We start from the raw sequence: 19,866 nt of genomic DNA on the forward strand, positions 1-19,866 counted from the left end.
TATACCCTGATCTGAAGGCCATTAATATTTAGATATGCTCTAACACCGAAATTAACGGAAAGCGAGGTCAGCTTCAAAAGCCAAACCCGCCATCCGTCGGAAATTCTATTTAAAGAATTTTTCTTGTGATCCTTGAGGAAGGATAAAGCAAAGCATTGCTTCGTCCCGACGCAAGAGAAAATTTATAATTTTCTAGCAGCGCAATTTTTTAACGGTTCTCAAATCTTACAAGCCCCACCAGCACAATCATCTTCCATATCTGCTTGGGCATCGTTCGCGCCATCACGAGTATTGTGATAATACAAAGTTTTTACACCCAGCTTATAGGCAGTCAATAAGTCTTTGAGCAAGACCTTCATAGGCACACGACCCCCTTCAAAGTGAGTTGGGTCATAGTTAGTATTGGCTGAGATACTTTGATCAACAAACTTTTGCATGATGGCGACTAGCTTTAAGTAACCATCATTGTTGGGCATTTGCCACAATAGCTCATACTGACCTCTAAGCTTCTCAATTTCTGGCACCACTTGTTTCAAGATGCCATCTTTCGACGCTTTAATAGACACCAGACCGCGTGGTGGCTCAATACCGTTAGTCGCATTGGCAATCTGACTAGAAGTTTCAGACGGCATCAAGGCAGTTAGGGTCGAGTTACGCAGACCATGCGTGGTGATGTCAGTACGTAGGGTTTCCCAATCGAGATGTAGTGGCTCTTGACAGATTTTATCCAAGTCTTTCTTATAGGTATCAATCGGCAAGATACCTTGTGAATAAGTGGTCTCATTAAAGGCAGGGCAGGCACCTTGCTCTTTGGCCAATTTATTTGAGGCTTTCAATAAATAATATTGTAGCGCTTCAAAGGTTTGATGAGTCAGACCCAATGCTGAGCCATCTGAATAGCGCACGCCATTTTTCGCAAGATAATAGGCATAGTTAATCACGCCCACACCTAATGTACGGCGACGCATGCTGCCATTTTCAGCGGCTTTGACCGGATAGTCTTGATAATCGAGCAAGGCATCCAGTGCCCGTACAATCAGCTCAGCAGGCTCTTCGATATCGCTGACATGCTCAACTTTACCTAAGTTAACCGCAGATAGTGTACATAGGGCAATCTCGCCTTCTTCGTCATTAATGTTATCGAGGGGCTTAGTCGGTAGCGCAATTTCCATACATAGATTTGATTGGCGGATAGGCGCAACGCTGGCATCAAATGGACTATGAGTATTGCAATGATCGACGTTTTGAATGTAGATACGACCGGTGCTAGCACGCTCTTGCATCATTAGGCTGAACAGCTCAGACGCTGGGATTTGACGGCTACGGATGGAGTCATCTTGCTCGTACTTAGTATACAATTCTTCGAATTTGTCTTGATCTCCAAAGAAGGCGTCGTATAAGCCTGGCACATCAGATGGCGAAAATAAGCTAATATCTTGGCCTTTAATCAGACGGCTATATAGGGTCTTGTTAATCTGTACGCCATAATCCATATGACGAACACGGTTGTCTTCAACGCCACGGTTATTTTTGAGGACTAGCAGCGACTCTACTTCTAAATGCCATAATGGATAGAATAAGGTTGCAGCACCGCCACGAACACCGCCTTGTGAGCAGCATTTGACAGCGGTTTGGAATAGCTTATAGAAGGGTACACAGCCAGTATGTTGCGCTTCACCGCCGCGAATAGGGCTACCAAGGGCGCGGATACGACCAGCATTGATGCCGATGCCAGCACGCTGTGATACATAACGCACGATGGCGCTAGTGGTCGCGTTGATGGAGTCCAGGTTATCACCGCACTCAATTAGCACGCATGAGCTAAACTGACGTGATGGGGTACGTACGCCTGACATAATCGGTGTTGGTAGAGAGATTTTAAATTGTGAGGTAGCATCATAAAAGCGCTTCACAAAGTCTAGACGCTCTGATTTATCATAGCTGCTAAATAAGCACATACCGACTAACATATATAAGAACTGCGGGCTCTCATAAACGGTCTTGCTGACACGGTCTTGTACCAGATATTTACCAGCCATTTGCTCAACAGCAGCATAGGCAAGATTCATATCGCGCCAATGATCGATATAGTCATTTAGCTCATCAAATTCGGCAAGGCTGTAATCGGCTAGGATATGTTGATCGTATTTGCCAGCGTCAGTGAGCTTTTGTACATGATCAAACAAAGAGGGTGGGGTAAATCTATTGTAAGCGATTTTACGTAAGTGAAAGATCGCCAAACGTGCCGCTAAATATTGATAATCAGGCGTGGTTTCAGAAATTAAATCAGCGGCAGACTTAATAATAGTTTCATGAATATCACGAGTTTTGATACCTTCATAGAACTGAATGTGCGACTTTAGCTCAACTTGTGATACTGACACATTATCTAACTTGTGAGCGGCCCACTCGATGACTTTATGAATTTTATCTAAATCAATTGGTTCGAGACGTCCATCACGTTTGGTGACTTGAATGCTATCGATATGTGTCATGCTAACCTCTATTGTTGATTGCTAATATTGTTCGTTATATGGCTAAATCGGCTAGCCATTTATTTATTGTATTGTTGCTTATCATTGTGACTGACTATTGTTATTTATCACTGTTGCTTACTACCGCTAATTACTACTATGCGTCAGTTTCTATCAGGCTAACTCAGCTTTTTTCAGGCAAAAGAATAGCAACGCTCATAGTGATGATAAAATCATTGAGCACTACATATAGCGTTTGTGTTAGTAGATAGGCACAATATAGCGGGAATATTTTGAAAAAGCTATATTGATTTTAGGAGTAAACTATGTTGCTACGAGGTTGTGGCGTGCTTATATTTTAGCAAAGGGCGATGGAGTAAGGGCTAGCTGAGATTACTAGAAATAATAAAATTTTTGTAAAAACTATTTATTATTTTAGGTCGGCCATGCTACAAAAATTCTTGTAGAAATTACTAGGGTAGCGGCCATAATTGCGCTGACGATTGTACCTGAGACGAGCAAAAATCGCCACTCATATGAGTGACGATTGTGATTATTATTACCGCTAGGTTTTTACGTACTACATGTGGTGGGTCGCAATAATCTTACAGTGCCATGCGTACGGTTTTGGCATTATCAAGCGCCGCATATAGGGTGTTGACCTGTTCAGCTGAGGTCATGTATAGATTAACCCGTGCCGAGTGAAAACGGCCGGTTTTGGACGGTTTAACCTTAATAGAAGCCAAATCAAAATCAGGGAATTGGCTACCAAGAATCAGCTTAACTTCATTAAGTAAGCTGTCGTGCTCACCTTCATGACCGATAATACTTAACGGATAATCCATAGGAAAATCCCAGAGTTCAGGATTCTGGATATCAGTTTTTTTACCTTTGATCTTGTCATTCTCTAATGACAGATTAGAGACAGTGACTTCTTTTTTTGGATCTTGTTGATTATCGCTCATTATAGAGTCCTTATTTTTGATTGTCTTATTTAATAATGGTTATTCAATGGCTATTATTCAACAGTATAGCCTGGCGGTGCTGTTCAGCACACTTATCGACAGGCCACAAAAAAGCTGAGACTCGCTCAGCTATTAGGTCTATATCTGGTGCTATGCTTAAAAGCTAAACCCTTTATAAGGGATTAGCTTGTGCCTTTAAAGAAGCACTCATTTTCAAAAACCAATCACTTTCAAAAACCAATCACTTTCAAAAATTAGTCATTTTCAAGGAATGAGCGAAGATGCTCAGAGCGTGATGGATGACGTAATTTACGTAAGGCTTTGGCTTCGATCTGACGAATACGCTCACGAGTCACATCGAACTGCTTACCGACTTCCTCCAAAGTATGATCGGTGGGCATATCGATACCAAAACGCATTTTTAGCACACGTGCTTCACGTTCAGTTAGATTGCTAAGCACATCACGAGTCGCTTCACGTAGGCCAGCTGAGGTAGCATCATCGACTGGGCTAGAGATGGTCTGATCTTCAATGAAGTCGCCTAGGTGTGAATCTTCGTCATCACCGATAGGGGTTTCCATAGAGATTGGCTCTTTAGCGATTTTGAGCACTTTGCGGACTTTAACTTCGTCCATCTCTAAGCGTTCGCCTAATTCCTCAGGCGTTGGCTCGCGTCCCATCTCTTGGAGTAGCTGGCGAGAAACACGGTTAATCTTGTTAATCGTCTCAATCATATGCACTGGAATACGGATGGTGCGCGCTTGGTCAGCGATAGAGCGAGTAATGGCCTGACGAATCCACCAAGTGGCATAGGTTGAGAACTTATAACCACGACGATATTCAAATTTATCAACCGCTTTCATCAGACCAATGTTACCTTCTTGAATTAAATCTAAGAACTGTAAACCACGGTTGGTATACTTCTTAGCAATAGAGATAACTAGACGTAGGTTAGCTTCAACCATTTCTTTCTTGGCGCGGCGAGCCTTGGCTTCACCGATTGCCATGCGGCGTGCCACATCTTTCATTTCTTGAATGGTCATATCGAGCTTGTGCTCGTAATCACGGATGGCACGTTGTAAAAGAATAACATCATCGGTGACTTTTTCTAAGGTCCCAGCAAACGCCGGCTTACCAGCTAGACGTTCAGTGAGCCAATCAACGTTGGTCTCATTACTTGGAAAAGTCTTACGGAACTCTTCACGCGGCATACGGCCACGGCGAATAACCAAGCGCATGATTTGACGCTCTTGTTTACGCACATCATCATACACATCATGCATGATGGCCATTACTTGATCTGACAAGCGGTTGTTAAGCTTGAGCATCATGAAGCGCATGGCAAGCTGTTCGTAAGCTTCATTGGCTTGTACGCTACCCCGACCGAAATCTAGCAAGGCTTGTTTGGCTGCAATGAATAGGCCTTCAATCTCTTCTAAACGTACCCGCACTTCTTCTGGATCAATACCGCCGGTTTCTTCTTCGGCGTCATCATCTTCAGTAGCTTCACCGTCTTCACCATCTTCGTCATCTTCGCGCTCAGCTTTCGCTTTGGCTTTTGACTTGATGACCATGATTTTTTCTTCTTTTGCGGCGGCGGTCTCAGCATCAGTTTCAGGATCTAAAAAACCAGTGATAACGTCAGAGAGCTTCTTATCACCATCTAATACGCGCTGATATTCGTCCAGTACATATTGCACCGTTCCTGGCCAATAAGACATCGCATGCTGAACGTCACGAATACCTTCTTCGATACGCTTAGCAATGGCAATCTCACCTTCGCGGGTCAGCAAGTCCACTGTACCCATCTCACGCATATACATACGGACAGGATCAGTGGTGCGACCAGGCTCAGTCTCAACAGCAGCTAATACTGCCGCTGCTTCGTCAGCTGCTGACTCGTCATCACTTGAATCGTCATTCATCAAGATATCATCAGCATCAGGCGCAGACTCAAAGATTTTAATACCAACATCCGTTAGCATTTGGATAATATCTTCGATCTGATCGCTTTCGGTAATGGAGTCGGGGAGTTGGTCATTCACCTCAGCATAGGTCAAATATCCTTGCTCTTTACCCATTTGGATCAAGGTGGCCAGCTGAGATGTGGACTTAGAAACTGACTTATCGTTCATAAATACTCACTTTGTTTGCGTCGGACATTTTCGTGATATGACGGGCTACTGCTTGTTCAGGGCGCTGATCTAATCAAAAGATTGATCACAAAAAAGCGTAGGCGTAGTCAATAACAACAAAAATGAATTGATATGAATTAGAATTCAAAAAAATACAATAAAAATACTCAAAAATGGCTAAAAGTTAAAAGCCTAAAAAGTTCAAACCTAAAAAATTTAAAATAATAATAATAAGGTTCAGTACGGTTATGTCAATATGCTTGCTCAAACCTTACTTAGTGCTAAAAATTCACTTAACAACCTGTCGTTAAACAACAGAAATAGGACCGTAAATATAATAGCGGCACAGTTTAACACAGACCTTAGTAAGCAAGCACAATGTCGCTGACGACCTTTTATAATATTTTAGCAATAAGCTGCTATCGATTGCTGGCCATAATCATAAATAATGGGGTCAGCAGGCCTTAATTTAAAGAGCGAGCATATTATAAACAAAAAGTTGAGCTTAAAAAATTAATATCGACGGTCAGTTTTTACGATTAATAAAATAAATTCAAAGCAAACTGGCTATTTTTTTTGCCTAACGACCGGGTAAATACGCCAATACTTAAGTGAGATTCGTTGACTTCACTATTTATAAGCTGCTGAAATCGCTGATTTAGGCCCATTGAATCGTCGTAGCCACGACCATTTATAATACTGCCTGTATTAGATACTAATCATTTGCGCTGATTGTTCCGCTTGCTGGGCACGTAACCAGTTGCTTAATAGCTGCGCCTGAATGCGTACGATAGTGGCCTTGATATGATCAGGATTTTTTACCAACTCTTGTATTTTTTTCTTCATATTGCGCTCTAAGAGTTGACTCACTAAGTTTTCAATCTGCTCATCAAGGCTTAAAATATTTCTAGTGATCAGGGTTTTATAAAAGGATCCCCAATTACGGCTAAGCGCTTCTTGAGTTAACGGGTTTAGATTAGATAAAATAAAATGTGCGGCGGCGTTGGCATCGGTCGGCAAATAAGCCAGACAGCGCTTAATAGTACTAACGACATCCAATAAGGCAGCATCTTGTAAATCTTCCCAAGCCAAGGGTCGCAATGCATCAGAGGAGGCCTTTTGCTTGATATGTGCGGGCAGATTCAAACCATCAATACCGGTCTGTTGCCAAATGGACTCTATAGGATCATCAATCAGGGCACGCGGCTGAAACAAAAAACACAGCTGTAATTGCTGGCTGATGGTCATATCACCATCGAAGTCTAGTAGCGCATCCTTTGCCTCAATATTCTGGCTACGCTTACCGCCCAGCTTTTGATAAATGTCGTTGTTGAGCAGGTAACGAAAGCTACTGCCTTTGGGCAATAAAGCGGTTAGCGTACGCACTTGCGACATCAGCTTCGCTTTACCTTCTGCTAATGTTAAGTCATGGCGCTCACTTAGATAGGCAAAAATATACTGCGATAGCGGCATCGCCGTTGCAATTTGCTCGTGCATAGCCTCTGCGCCATGACTTTTAATAAAAGTATCGGGATCATGATTATTTGGTAGGGTCAAAAACCGCAGCTCTTTATCGTCGCCGAGCACTGGTAGACTGACTTCAAGCGTACGCCAAGCCGCTTTTTGTCCCGCGCTATCACCATCGAAGCTCAAGGTTAATGTAGGGTTTAAGGTCAATAGGCGTGATATTTGAGCTTCATTAATAGCCGTGCCCATTGAGGCAATGGCACCATAGATACCGGCTTGGTGTAGGGCGATGACATCCATGTAGCCTTCGACCACTAGCCAGCGGTTTGCCCGCTGCTGGCGTGATTCGTAGTAGCCATATAGCACGTGCTGCTTATGAAAAACTGGTGAGTCTGATGAATTAATATACTTGGGCTTTACCTCATCATCGAGTGCACGACCCCCAAAGCCAATGATACGACCTTGATTGTCACGAATCGGAAAGATAACCCGATCGCGCAATAAATCATAATCACGCCCCGATTCTGAACTACGGACTAACCCCAGTGCCTTGAGTCCTTCGATATCTTGTGGGAATTGATGTTCAAGATGCTGCCAGCCGAATGGGGCATAACCCAACCCAAAAATATCTAAGCTCTGTTCAGTGATACCACGTGCGGCAAAATAATGCTGAGCATGGGGATGGGTGGTTAAATTATGCTGATAAAACTGCTGAATCTGGGTCAATAACTCATATAAATTGCCGTCTTTATCAGCGGACGCATGGTCTATATCTGAGCCTACAAACCCATCGTCACCTGTCAGCCAAGCGGGTGGTTCTGTATTATACTCTGCGCTATTATAATCATTGTCATAAGGAATATTGGGTGGTAAGCCATCATACCTGCCACTATTTTCATAGTCATACTGGTCAGAGTACTCGTTAGCAGTATTAATATTATCGTTATCAATACTGCCATCGTTACTACTATCAGGTGGGGCAGTTGCTGACGATGGGTTATCTACTGACGACAGTTGCTGGGTCGTCGAGTTATTGAACGACGGCTTGGGCGTCTGGTGTTGTGGTTTGGCGATAGGTTTAGGTTTGCTACGCTGATAGCTAACATTCTGTTGTTCTTCTTGTGGTACTTCGATACCGGTTTGCTTTGACAGCTCATTAACTGCTTCGATAAAGGTGAGGTTCTCATAATCGCGCAAAAAGCTGATGGCGTTACCACCGACACTACAACCAAAGCAGTGGTAGATATTTTTTTGTGGATTGACATAAAATGATGGCGACTTTTCCCCATGAAATGGACAGCAGCCTTTATACTCGCCACCGGCGCGTTTGAGCGTAGTATGACGCCCAATAATGCTGATCAGGTCAGCTTGGCTATTTAATTGCTCGAGAATATGGTTTGGAATGCTCATGGAAGAAATATTTTACCATATGGCTGTGATCATAGTGCGGTGATTGTAGGGTAGTGGCTTTTGAACAAAGAGATTGTTTATTAAAGTGGCTCTCAAGCAAGGTGGCTTTTAAGTAAAAAGATTGTCGTATAAAAAACGGTAGCACAAAGACAGAAAAATAAGGCCAACGGGGTCGTTGACCTTATTTTTTTAATATCTTTTTTATTCTTCAGATTTTATCAGTTAAGGCATTTTTTATTAACTGTTTCAGTTAATAGTTCCTAACATCAACGCTCAGCTATCGTCATTTATATTGATATTTTATGGCTCGACAGCAGCTTCTTTAGCAGCAGCGCTAGAACTACCTTGGCCAGAGACTTGTTCAGTGGCGCTATCAGGCAGACCTAAACCTACCTTGATTCCGCTAGAGCGGGCTGGTGTGCTACTGATAATGGCAGTATCGGCAGCAGTAGCATCGTCGGTAGGCAATCTGAGCTGATTTGCATTACGAATCATTTGGGTTTTGGTAGCGCCATTATATTGACCCTCAGCAATTGAGGTGTTTTGTATGCTGGCACGTCCAAGCTGACCAAAAGTCAATTTATTCAACCAGGTGCGGTCACTTTTGGTAGTAAGCTTGACGCGTCCGTCATTGGTAAGCAATTCTGGATAGTTAATTTGTAGCAGCGTCTTATAGTCTTTTGCTAAGTCCGTCAGCCCTAATTTATCATGGCTATAAGCAAGAATAGCAATAGCTTCCGGTACTGACTCGCTTAGTGGATAGTATTGAAATACCCATTTAGCACGATTGGCAGCAGCCACATGCGCCTCACGCTCAATATACCAGCGAGCTGCTGTCAGCTCACTTTGGGCAAACTGATTATAAATAAATAGCATGCGCTGGGCAGAATCTGGTGCATAAGGGCTGTTAGGGTATTTATTGATAAGCTCTTGAAAGTTAGCAAAGGCGATCCGCAGATAAGCAGTATCACGTTCGGCTTGATTCATTTTGAATATTTGGATGCCGTCAGATGCGCCTTGCATATTGGCGACACCGCGCACGTAGTAAGCGTAGCTGACTTGCGGGTTAGACGGATATAGGCTAATAAACTGCTCAGCACTGCCTGCCGTAGTCTCATAGCTGCCACTTTCGAATTGGGCATACATGATATCGAGCAATGCTTGTTCAGCGTATATTCCGGTAGGATAAAAGGTACGCAGATTGGTCAAATCTTCAATAGCTTGCGTATAGCGACCTTTATCAATCTGGGTAATGGCGTCATTATAGTAGGCTTGTTCTGACTTCTCAGCAGTTTCGACTGCATCCACATCCTTACTGGTCAAATTTTTAAAAGTTTGACAGCCCACCAAGTTCACACTTAATGCAAGCAGGGTTACTGAGGATAGTTTGATAAACGTGTTGCCAACAGGGCGCATACTTCTTCTCCGACACAAGACGCATAATAGCAATGGTGCTATCACACTATATAACAGGTTAATGATCAAAAGGCGATGATTACGGCAACAATTGATTACGGCAACAGTAAAGAGTCTATCATTAAGTTTGTCTACGATTAAACCTAACGGTGCCTAGATGTGACCATAGTTGCTCGGGCGTGACTATAATTAAATAGAACTTTAAATGATTTCTGATTAGACACAGTGCCATAGCATACAGCAAAATCTCGATTAATTTATAGAATAACTCGAGACGGGTCTATTTTTTCGTTATCCGTTTTGTAGTTATCTGCACTAGGGTGCAGCAAATTTTAGAGTGAGATAAGGTTTTATACTTATTGTTCTAAATGACAACGGTCTTCAACCGCTCTAATTGACTCTATCTAGGCGGTTGTCTGTTGAGATATTATCAATTGATACAGACGATATAGTATTTGGTCAGCACCTAGTACTGACTGTTTTAATAAGCGATGACCATGGTCGTCCGTACTAGCCAAGATACAGTAAATTACCATAACGTCATATTATAGAGAGTTAATAGTGGATTATTAGTGTGCTCAATGATGAGTATCAAATGACAGATAACTGTTAGCTACTATAGGGCTTGTGCTTTTGGCATGGTACACTATAGCAACACTAAACTCGCTTTTTTTTGGCTATTTTAATTTTTGATGGCCAGCTGATTGCCTTTCTGTTTTCTTATAAAGCTCACCTTGGTGACTTTGCCCTATATGAATCTGCTATGAATAATGAAGCTATGACCACAAATTTAACGCCCAGTCAGTTGCTAGATAACGATCTAACCACGCAAGATGAGCTACCAAATAACAGTGAACCACGTGATGGTGGTCAGGTATCGTCAGAAGATGATAATGATGACGACAACAAGTCACTAGATGATGTACTTGATACTGATTCACTCGACGATGACGATGACGATGATGATCAAGGCGATGAGGCACCGCTAGCTAGACAAGCTGTGCTAGAAATAATCGATGTGACTTATACGGCCTCTGAAGATGAAGCTGGCCTACGCATTGATAAACTTGCTTCGCTAGCTTTTACGGACTTTTCGCGTGCCCAGTTACAAGGCTGGGTTAGCGACGGTAGCTTACTGTGTAACGGCATTGAGCAAAAGCCAAAGTACCGGGTCAAGGCTGCAGACGTGTTGCATCTGTCCACCACCTTGCAGCAGCACAGTGAAGATCAGCCGGAAAATATAGCTATCGATGTGGTTTATGAAGATGATGCGGTATTGGTTATTAATAAACCAGTAGGTATGGTGGTGCATCCAGGTGCTGGTAACCAGACGGGCACGCTAGTCAATGCGTTGCTATATCATTATCCACAACAGCATCATTTGCCACGGGCAGGTCTGGTACATCGTATTGATAAAGACACCTCAGGACTGTTACTTATCGGTAAAACCAAACCGGCCCAGATGGCATTGATGGCGCAGCTCAAAGATAAGTCAGTCTATCGTCATTATCAATGTGTGGTAGCCGGGGATCAAGCGAGCCTAATGCGTCATCGACGTATTGACGCGCCGATTGGTCGTCATCGTAACCAACGTACCAAAATGACAGTGATGACTGCTGGGCGAGAGGCCGTCACGCATCTATTAGAGGTTACCGCACTTAATGACAACTATACGCTATTGGATGTTGGGCTTGAAACTGGTCGTACCCATCAAATTCGCGTGCATTTGAGTCACATTACTTACCCAATCGTCGGCGATCGGGTCTATGGTGGTCGTCGCCAATTGCGTGCTGGATTGACAGAACAGCAGCGTAATATAATCAGTAACTTCCCGCGCCAAGCCTTGCACGCTTATGCCTTAGGTTTTGTTCATCCCACTACCGGTGAAGACATTAAAGTAACGACGCCTATTCCTGAAGATATGCAAAAGTTAATGACCGTATTAAGTGACGGCTATTACCCTGAAGAAAAAGCACCGTATAAAAGTTACTAAGAGAATTAATAAGAAAAGCCACTAAAAAAATCTATTAAATAAGCTGCGACGAACCAAAAGTGATGACTGAGCGATGATAAATAAGCCATGACTACTAAGCCTCCGATTACATTATTGGCGCAGTTTGATGACGTGGCTATTTTTCAAACCGCGGCTTATGAGAACGCTGATTTCGAATATGCTGACTTTGAACATGCTGATATCGAAAGTACTGATATTAAAAGCAATGAACAAAAAAATCAGCAACTGTGTCAGTTAGGACGAGCGAGCTATGGTGAGTTAAATTTGGGCTTACATGTCAATGACGATGCCGCGCAGGTATTGACCAATCGGATGCGCTTGCTGGCGGCAATTAATGAACAACTAAGTGCTCAACCATTAAAACAACAGCGCTCACCTATCACTAGCTTGCACTGGGTCAATCAGGTTCATGGCAAGCAAGTTTATGACGTCGATAGTGCGTCATTTAGCATGCATCTAGTAGATGCTGACGCGATGATTAGCCAGCAAGCCGACTTAGGGCTAGCGATTATGACTGCTGATTGTGTGCCTATCGTCTTATATCAACCTGCAAGTGGACAAATAGCAGCCATTCACGCCGGCTGGCAAGGGTTAGCTTGCGGTGTCATTAAGGCAACGGTTGAGCGCTTTATGGCCAAAGGGCAGGTTATGGCATGGATTGGTGTCAGTATCAGTCCGGTGCATTATGAAGTCGGCAATCATGTTGCTGATCGGCTGTTAGCGGGTTGCGTAGAAAATCAATCATTAACACAAGCTAGCATTGATAATTTTGCTCAGATCTACTGTATAGCTGCTGATACTAGCGATTATCCTAATACTGTTAATAATTTGGCTACCAATACCGAGTGCGTAGATAAGACCGTCGATAACCCATCCGTTCACACTCCAGTAGGCGCGGATAAGATAAAGCTAAACTTACCCAAGCTGGCTCATGACCAATTAGTATCTGCAGGTATTATAGTGTGCACTGATTTACCAGTGGGTTGTAGTTATGCTGATCGCCATTATTATTCTTATCGGCGTCAGACTCATTTACAGCAGCCAGCAACTGGACGTATGGCCTTAATCATCGTGCGTAGTTTATCGGTTTAATATTTATCTATGACGTATAGCAAAAAGAGATAGCAGGTTTTTAGCCGGCTATCTCTTTTTATTGATGGACACTGAACAATTATTTAATGATGGTTGATAACTAATAGCAGCCATTAGTCTGTATCAGCAGACAGAATCGTTCGATTTTGGCACCGATAGTCCGAATAAGGGACGTAAGTATAAAGCCAATAAAGTGCCCGCTAGTGCGAGTATGCCCCAGACATAACCGTGCAAGCTGAACGAGGCAATACCACCGAAATAAGCACCGATGTTGCAGCCGAATGCAAGGCGTGCACCATAGCCCATCATCAAGCCACCAATAACTGAAGCGGCGAAATTGCCCGCAGTAACCTGGGTGAACTTGAATAGTCCGCCAGCAGCTGAAGCGATAAAGGCACCAAGAATTATACCGATATTCAATACCGTGGTCGAGTCTGCAAAGATAGAAACATCAAGCGCCGCAGCATTAGCCCCTTGCCAATAGCCCCAATTAGTCACATCGACCCCTAAGGTTCTAGCAATTTTAGAGCCCCATAATGCAAACGCAGAAGTGATGCCCCAAGGCTGGCCACGGGTCATCAAAGTCAGTGCGTTAAGCAGGGCTAACACAATCGCTGCCGCAAATAGTGGCCAAGAGCCACGTAAAATTCGCTTCCATCCGCTTGTAGAAGGTACCGGCGCCATTTTAGGGGCCTTTGTTTTCTTTTCAACAACCAAGGTTACCCAAGCGATTAAACCGAAAAATGCCAAAGACAAAAGCCAAGCACCGCTGTAGCCAAGATTAGTCGACGTAGCAAGTGAGTAGGGTTCAAACGCTGGCATCTCTTCGGTCCAAAATGGCAAATGATAAGCACCAATGGTGGCGCCAATTATAAAGAAAATAAACGTCACGAACATGACAGAACGCCCACCGCCCAGAGCATAAAGCGTACCGGAAGCACAACCGCCACCAAGCTGCATACCGATGCCGAACATGAAAGACCCTACTATGAGGCTGACGCCCACTGGTGCGACATAGCCTGCGAGCGGCCCGCCAAAAAATGTGGCGCCGTAAGCCAAGATTGGCGCAAACAATGTGACGGCGACCGCTAGCATTAGCATATGAGAACGCATAGCCTGCCCATTCCCTACTGACATTATACGCCTGAAGGCAGAGGTAAAACCAAAACGAGCATGGAACAGGGTATAACCTAGCAGCAAACCGATTCCCAGCAGCAGCGATTGAGAAACATGCTGGGTATCGAGTAAATAAATCAGTAGTATCAGGCCAGCAATGGCGCCGCCTGCTATTAATATTTTTTGCGGTGCATTTAATGCCAAACTGTCTGTGACAATCGGACCTTTTGTATCGTTCACAGGTTGAACTCTAGTAATCGTAGTCAATGTAATAACGTCCCTTTCCAACGCAGTTCGCTGGAATCAATTTCTATAATATATCGGAATACTTAAGTTGTTTTTTCGAGTGGGTTAATGATCAAAAAGCCAATAGTAAAAGGTCATCATGTTATAGCTTTTTCCGTAACGGCAAGCGTCAATGGTGTCAATAGCGGCAAGAAAAACGCACTGTAAAAAGCGAAAATGCGGCTATACCATACTAGATCTCTTGAAAATGTTGAATGGCTAATTGCACCATCATAATCTTATTGTCATTGAAGTAAACATAGAGACACTAGAAGAATGAGAATCAACATATGATTATATGGAATAACAGAGATTCTACAGGGACTAATTTGTTGGCAGCATTGTTGGCGAATGGCGGAAGCACATATTAATGATTTTAATAGGATTTTTTATTTTTTCTAATACTAGGGCGTGTTGCACGTCCACAAATAAGCACTGCTGATAATCTATTAAATTTCGCTACAGTGTGTACCAATAAACAGCATGACCTAATAAATTCAGCGTTAATAAAAATGCAGCTGTTAAAATAAGGTTGAATTTGTCACTGTCTGCCGCATATCAGTTAACCGATGCCGGTATTACCACCTGTACTGATATTCTTTGTCAATGCAGCTATAATAGTCAGAGTTATTATCCCTATGGGTGTCAGGTTTATTCACAGCAGCCAGCAATCTGACTTATGGCATTGATTATTGTGCGCAGCTTGCTTATTACGGATGCCAATCGTATCCAGCAGGTTTTAACCTATTAATTTTTGTTATTAAATCAAACACTTATTACCTATTATTAGAGTTCGTATGAATACAACTGTAGCGCCTTCTTTATCAACGTCTTCGCAACTTTCTACTAGCAAGCCTAGTGTATCAATAGCAGTTATTTATCATAGTAGCTATGGCCATACTAGGCGCGTCGCTGAAGCGGTAGTCGTAGGGGCACGTCAACAACTACCACAATCCCAGGTAAGGGCGATAGATATTCATGATGTAGATTGGGACTTTGTCGACGCAGCAGATCTGCTGGTTTTTGGTAGTGCCGTATATATGGGTAGTGCGCCAGCCGCATTTAAAACTTTTATGGATGAGACCTCGAAGCGTTGGTATCACAGAGAATGGGAAGGAAAGTGGGCAGCAGGTTTTGCCAATTCAGGTGGGTTAAGTGGTGACAAACTTGCCGTATTACAGCAAATTTGTATATTTGCGATGCAGCATGGTATGAATTGGGTTGGCATGCCACTGATGCCTACAGGGCACGAAGTGAATGATTTAAATCGACTGTCTAGCTTTTTGGGATTAATGACCCAATCCATTAATGCGCCCCCTGAAGAAACACCTGGCAAAGGCGATATTGATACTGCCATTTGGTTTGGCGATCATTTAGCAAAGACTATCATCAAGCATCAGCCAACAGGATCAGAACCAGCAAAATCAGTACAAGCAAAATCAGTACAAGCAAAGTAAGCGTGCGTCAAAACAAATAGCCAATAAAAATTGAGTAAATAAAAAAGCAGATATCAATATTGATATCTGCTTTTTTTTGTTTTTCTAAACACTATTTATTTATTGGTTTCGATCATCAACATTTTTCAACAGCAAATTTATAGACAAGCTTGAGTAATGTTAAGCTTTATGCCGTTTTAGGTCTTGAGGTAATATTAAGCTATTTGCTGTGATGTTCAGTAGAGTTTACTGGAATAGGGCTGTCAAAAAACTGAAACAACGCTTGGCAGCCTGTAAGGAAGGTCATCAGTGTGAATATAAACGTACAAGCAAATGTCTTCATAGTTATTCTCAGTGGACTATTACTAATAATAAAAACCGACCATAAATCAAGTCACATCATATACAAAACTCGGTATTAATCAATAGGGCGCCGCTATTGATTACAGAGGTGATACGGTAATTATCCCAACTATAAGACACTAATCAAATAGAATTAAGCGGCGTGGTTTAGTTTCTGTATTGGCGTAAAATCGCCATTGCTCATATTAGGGCGCTCATGATGGTAGTGATATAGTAAATCCAATTTAAAAACGACACAGTAGTGCGCTGACACAAATGTATCTATTTTATTTTGAACTGACTATATAGCCAAGCTTCAGCTTCTTGACGGACTTGATCTAAATTAGTAAACAACTCTTGGTTTAGCCAATCATAACGCATCGTTCTATTATAGCGTTCAACATAAGCATTTTGTTGTGGATTACCAGGTTCAATACAATTAAGAGTAATGCCTTGTTCGGCTTGTTTGAGGATGCTCATCAGTCAATATCAATTAACCTGCTTATTTCTTACTGTAACTTTTGTAAAAAAACGTGCACTACGAATAATTAAACAAGCAATCTTGATCAAAAAGTTTTATTTTAGTAAAGAGTGTTCAAGGTCATTCGCTAGCGGTATAAGGATATTATGAAGCCAATTTCTATGATGTTGTCAGCACTGGTGCTTAGTATGGTTTCTAGTGCTGTAATGGCTGATGGTGTTAGCCTACTAGCTATCAGTTTACCCAATGTAAGCCCAGCCAACAGTGATTTGGCCAATCGTGGGGCTTATATTGCCCGTACTGCTGACTGTATGGCCTGTCACCGTGAAGACTATAGCGGTGGTGTAGCGATTGAAACCCCCATTGGCACCATTTATTCGACTAATATTACCCCTTCTCAGCGTTATGGTATCGGTAATTATACCGAAGCTGACTTAAAAAAAGTCTTGCAGAAGGGCCGTACTCCTAATCATCAGATTTATCCTGCGATGCCATATCCGTCCTATCATGGTATGAAAGATGAGGATGTTAGCGCATTATTTGCTTATTTTCAGACTGTACCTGCCGTTGAGATCCCGCCCGAGCGTACGACTAAGTTGCCGTTTCCCTTAAATATACGCAGTTTAATGCTGGCTTGGAATATTATAAATGTACCTGCTACCGAAAATCGCTCAGGCCTCACCCAAACGCAGCAGCGCGGTGAGTATCTGGTTAATAACTTAGAACATTGCGGTACTTGTCATACTCCGCGCAACCTCACTCAGGGGCTCAATAAGGATAAATATTTATCTGGTGCGCCGCTCGGTAAGTGGTATGCGCCCAACATCACTCCTGATGATGAGAGTGGTATTGGTCGCTGGAGCGAGCAAGATATCGTCACTTATCTGCGTACTGGAACATTGTATCAGCGCGCTTATGCTGGCGGGCCGATGGCTGAAGCCGTCGCTCACAGCACTCGTTATTTAACAGACGAAGACTTGAGTGCAATGGCTTCTTATCTAAAGGCCGTACCCATCATAAAAACGGACGATAAGATGATTCCGGTAGACATATCGCGCTTGCCTCAGCCGTCGAGCCATTCTATTACCTATAATCTAATCGAACAAAAAGACTATTTAGCGCAGGAAAAAGTGAATGCTAGGGTTGGTACTGATACTAATGCCAATACGTCACCAAAAGCGCTGTACCTTGCCGCTTGCGCCAGCTGTCATGGGGCAGATGGTTACGCGCAGCCAGATGCTCGTTATGCATCTATCGTAGGATTGAGTAGCATACGCCGTGATAAACCTGATGCACTGATTAATGTTATTGCTTATGGTGCCAAAGGGGCTTTAAATACCGCGCCTAAAATGCCTGGCTTTTCTAAAGAGTTAAGTGATGCGCAGATTGCCAGTATCAGCAATTACGTCCGTGTCACTTTCGGCGGTCATAGCCGTAGCGAGGTCAGTGCCACCGATGTCAAACGCCTACTAAAGTAAGTCTGAATATTAATTATAGTTATGAAAAAAATCACTATCTGCGGTCATGGATGAGTGCGCTCTTACAAGGACAATAAAATGAACGATCTATTTCAATCGCCCACACGAAGACAGTTACTCGCGATGATCGGTAAGACCGCAGGGGCAACGGCGATGTATCAAGCGATGACTACGCTTGGGTTTGCTTCGGAGTCTAGCTTTAAAAAAGAAATGGACTTAAAAGGAGCTCCTGCTGGTGCCAGTATTGTTGTTCTTGGCGCAGGGTTAGGTGGTCTCACTGCTGCTTATGAGCTGCGTAAAGCGGGCTATAAAGTAACCGTTCTTGAGTTTCAAAATCGTGGTGGTGGGCGCAGTTGGACCTTGAATAGTGGTGATAAATACACTGAGCTGGGTGGCGGAGAAGTGACCTGCGACTTTGAAAAAGGTAATTATTTCAATGGTGGACCATGGCGACTACCGGTTCATCACTATGCGGTATTTCATTATTGTAAGAAGTTTGGGGTAGCGTTACAGCCATTTATACAAACCAACGACCGTGCCTACTTACACCGTATCAATCATTTTAATGGCGCACCGCAGCGCTTAGGTGAAGTGCAAAGTGACGTACGTGGTTATGTTTCAGAGTTATTGTCCAAAGCGGTTAACGTAGGCAGCCTTGATAGTACCGTGAATAAAGAAGACAAAGAAAAACTGTTAGAAGGTTTAAAAGGTTGGGGTGTGCTTGATAATAACTATCGCTATACCAAAAGCCATGATACCAGTAAGCATCGCGGCTATAGTGTCTATCCAGGTGGCGGGCTGATGCCTGATGCCAAACCTTCAACACCGATACCAATGAATAAATTATTAGATTCGGGCATGTGGTCAGATATTTATGCCAACTATACCATCTACGATCACCAACCGGCGATGTTCCAGCCGGTCGGTGGTATGGGCAAAATCGGTGATGCGTTCACCCGTGAGTGCCGTGACATGATTGAGTTCAATGCTAAAGTTACTAAGATCTATCAAGACGATAGCGGCGTGACTGTTGATTATGTCGATAGCACTAATCCAGATAGCGCATCCAAAACCATTCGCGCGGACTGGTGTGTCTGTAATATTCCATTATCAGTCTTAACCCAAATTGACATCAACGTTTCAGCGCCAATGAAGCAAGCAATGGCGGCTGTGCCTTATGATACTTCTTATAAAGTGGGCTTGGAGTTTAAACGTCGGTTTTGGGAAGAAGACGAATGGATTTATGGGGGCATTAGCTATACCGATATGCCCATCTCTCAAATTTCTTATCCCTCACACGATATGTTCACCAGCGGTTCAGGGGTGCTACTTGGCGCGTATGGGTTTGGAGAAGCCTCTTATAAATTTAATACGCTAAGTCCAAAAGAGCGCATTAGTGCGGCACTAGAGTATGGCAAATATATTCATCCGCAATATACCAAAGAGTTCCGTGCCGGTACTTCCGTGGCATGGCATCGTATTCCCTGGTCACTGGGGTGCTATGGCCTTTGGAGTGAATCAAGCCGCGATCAATATTACGATACCCTATGTGCTATTGATCACCGGATTGTACTGGCAGGTGAGCACTGCTCGCACATTCCTGCATGGCAAGAAGGGGCTATTTTGTCAGGAATGGATGCAGCCCAGCGCTTACATCAAAAAGCAAAAAAGCTGGGCTAGTAGCAACAGCTATCAATTAGCTGTAATGATTAAGTAGGGACAGTCGTTAGTAATAATAATGAACTCAGAGGTAAT

At 43.2% G+C, this 19,866-nt stretch carries 11 protein-coding genes and 1 pseudogene; 5 read left to right on the forward strand and 7 right to left on the reverse strand.

Annotated features, from left to right (window positions below; all coding sequences use genetic code 11):
• Positions 1-218: 218 nt before the first annotated feature.
• From nrdA to RCH20_RS07580, 5 genes are all read right to left on the reverse strand, one after another.
• Positions 219-2,495, reverse strand: coding sequence for a class 1a ribonucleoside-diphosphate reductase subunit alpha (gene nrdA / locus RCH20_RS07560; protein ID WP_327193145.1), 2,277 nt, complete (start codon positions 2,493-2,495; stop codon positions 219-221).
• 584 nt (positions 2,496-3,079) lie between these two features.
• The gene (locus RCH20_RS07565) at positions 3,080-3,439 is read right to left on the reverse strand and encodes a YbeD family protein (protein WP_327193146.1); all 360 of its coding nucleotides are present in this window, start codon (positions 3,437-3,439) and stop codon (positions 3,080-3,082) included.
• A gap of 254 nt (positions 3,440-3,693) precedes the next feature.
• Complete coding sequence (rpoD, locus tag RCH20_RS07570) at positions 3,694-5,574, reverse strand: RNA polymerase sigma factor RpoD (RefSeq protein ID WP_209957752.1); 1,881 nt, start codon at positions 5,572-5,574, stop codon at positions 3,694-3,696.
• Positions 5,575-6,282: 708 nt separating this feature from the next.
• Positions 6,283-8,451, reverse strand: a complete 2,169-nt coding sequence (locus RCH20_RS07575) for a DNA primase (RefSeq protein ID WP_327193147.1) — start codon at positions 8,449-8,451, stop codon at positions 6,283-6,285.
• A 300-nt stretch (positions 8,452-8,751) separates the two neighbouring features.
• On the reverse strand, positions 8,752-9,867 hold the full coding sequence (locus tag RCH20_RS07580) for an outer membrane protein assembly factor BamD (RefSeq protein WP_327193148.1): 1,116 nt from the start codon (positions 9,865-9,867) through the stop codon (positions 8,752-8,754).
• Positions 9,868-10,630: 763 nt separating this feature from the next.
• Here RCH20_RS07580 and RCH20_RS07585 point away from each other — a divergent pair.
• Together RCH20_RS07585 and RCH20_RS07590 are read left to right on the forward strand one after the other, a co-directional pair.
• Positions 10,631-11,860, forward strand: a complete 1,230-nt coding sequence (locus tag RCH20_RS07585) for an RluA family pseudouridine synthase (RefSeq protein WP_327193149.1) — start codon at positions 10,631-10,633, stop codon at positions 11,858-11,860.
• Positions 11,861-11,947: 87 nt separating this feature from the next.
• The gene (locus RCH20_RS07590; RefSeq protein WP_327193150.1) at positions 11,948-12,973 is read left to right on the forward strand and encodes a polyphenol oxidase family protein; all 1,026 of its coding nucleotides are present in this window, start codon (positions 11,948-11,950) and stop codon (positions 12,971-12,973) included.
• Positions 12,974-13,096: 123 nt separating this feature from the next.
• Here the strand turns inward: RCH20_RS07590 and RCH20_RS07595 are convergent, their stop codons facing one another.
• Positions 13,097-14,329, reverse strand: coding sequence for a YeeE/YedE family protein (locus tag RCH20_RS07595; RefSeq protein ID WP_327193151.1), 1,233 nt, complete (start codon positions 14,327-14,329; stop codon positions 13,097-13,099).
• 842 nt (positions 14,330-15,171) lie between these two features.
• On the opposite strand from RCH20_RS07595, the gene RCH20_RS07600 reads away from it, so the two are divergent.
• Positions 15,172-15,831, forward strand: a complete 660-nt coding sequence (locus RCH20_RS07600; RefSeq protein WP_327193152.1) for a flavodoxin family protein — start codon at positions 15,172-15,174, stop codon at positions 15,829-15,831.
• A 475-nt stretch (positions 15,832-16,306) separates the two neighbouring features.
• Here the strand turns inward: RCH20_RS07600 and RCH20_RS07605 are convergent.
• A pseudogene (locus tag RCH20_RS07605) lies at positions 16,307-16,608 on the reverse strand (integrase core domain-containing protein); the annotation flags it as partial.
• 171 nt (positions 16,609-16,779) lie between these two features.
• On the opposite strand from RCH20_RS07605, the gene RCH20_RS07610 reads away from it, so the two are divergent.
• Positions 16,780-18,111 (forward strand): c-type cytochrome, encoded by a 1,332-nt coding sequence (locus tag RCH20_RS07610; RefSeq protein WP_209957739.1) that lies wholly within the window; start codon positions 16,780-16,782, stop codon positions 18,109-18,111.
• Between the two features lie 78 nt (positions 18,112-18,189).
• A complete protein-coding gene (locus RCH20_RS07615) occupies positions 18,190-19,791 on the forward strand; it encodes a flavin monoamine oxidase family protein (RefSeq protein ID WP_327193153.1) in 1,602 nt (533 codons plus the stop codon).
• The last annotated feature ends 75 nt before the right edge of the window (positions 19,792-19,866 follow it).

The sequence above is a fragment of the Psychrobacter sp. PL15 genome (genome assembly GCF_035984995.1).
Taxonomy (GTDB): domain Bacteria; phylum Pseudomonadota; class Gammaproteobacteria; order Pseudomonadales; family Moraxellaceae; genus Psychrobacter.

What these genes read in the sequence shown, in the direction of transcription:
- nrdA (WP_327193145.1), bottom strand. Translation starts at nt 2,495, where the DNA reads ATGACACATATCGATAGCATTCAAGTCACCAAACGTGATGGACGTCTC.
- RCH20_RS07565 (WP_327193146.1), bottom strand. Translation starts at nt 3,439, where the DNA reads ATGAGCGATAATCAACAAGATCCAAAAAAAGAAGTCACTGTCTCTAAT.
- rpoD (WP_209957752.1), bottom strand. Translation starts at nt 5,574, where the DNA reads ATGAACGATAAGTCAGTTTCTAAGTCCACATCTCAGCTGGCCACCTTG.
- RCH20_RS07575 (WP_327193147.1), bottom strand. Translation starts at nt 8,451, where the DNA reads ATGAGCATTCCAAACCATATTCTCGAGCAATTAAATAGCCAAGCTGAC.
- RCH20_RS07580 (WP_327193148.1), bottom strand. Translation starts at nt 9,867, where the DNA reads ATGCGCCCTGTTGGCAACACGTTTATCAAACTATCCTCAGTAACCCTG.
- RCH20_RS07585 (WP_327193149.1), top strand. Translation starts at nt 10,631, where the DNA reads ATGAATAATGAAGCTATGACCACAAATTTAACGCCCAGTCAGTTGCTA.
- RCH20_RS07590 (WP_327193150.1), top strand. Translation starts at nt 11,948, where the DNA reads ATGACTACTAAGCCTCCGATTACATTATTGGCGCAGTTTGATGACGTG.
- RCH20_RS07600 (WP_327193152.1), top strand. Translation starts at nt 15,172, where the DNA reads ATGAATACAACTGTAGCGCCTTCTTTATCAACGTCTTCGCAACTTTCT.
- RCH20_RS07610 (WP_209957739.1), top strand. Translation starts at nt 16,780, where the DNA reads ATGAAGCCAATTTCTATGATGTTGTCAGCACTGGTGCTTAGTATGGTT.
- RCH20_RS07615 (WP_327193153.1), top strand. Translation starts at nt 18,190, where the DNA reads ATGAACGATCTATTTCAATCGCCCACACGAAGACAGTTACTCGCGATG.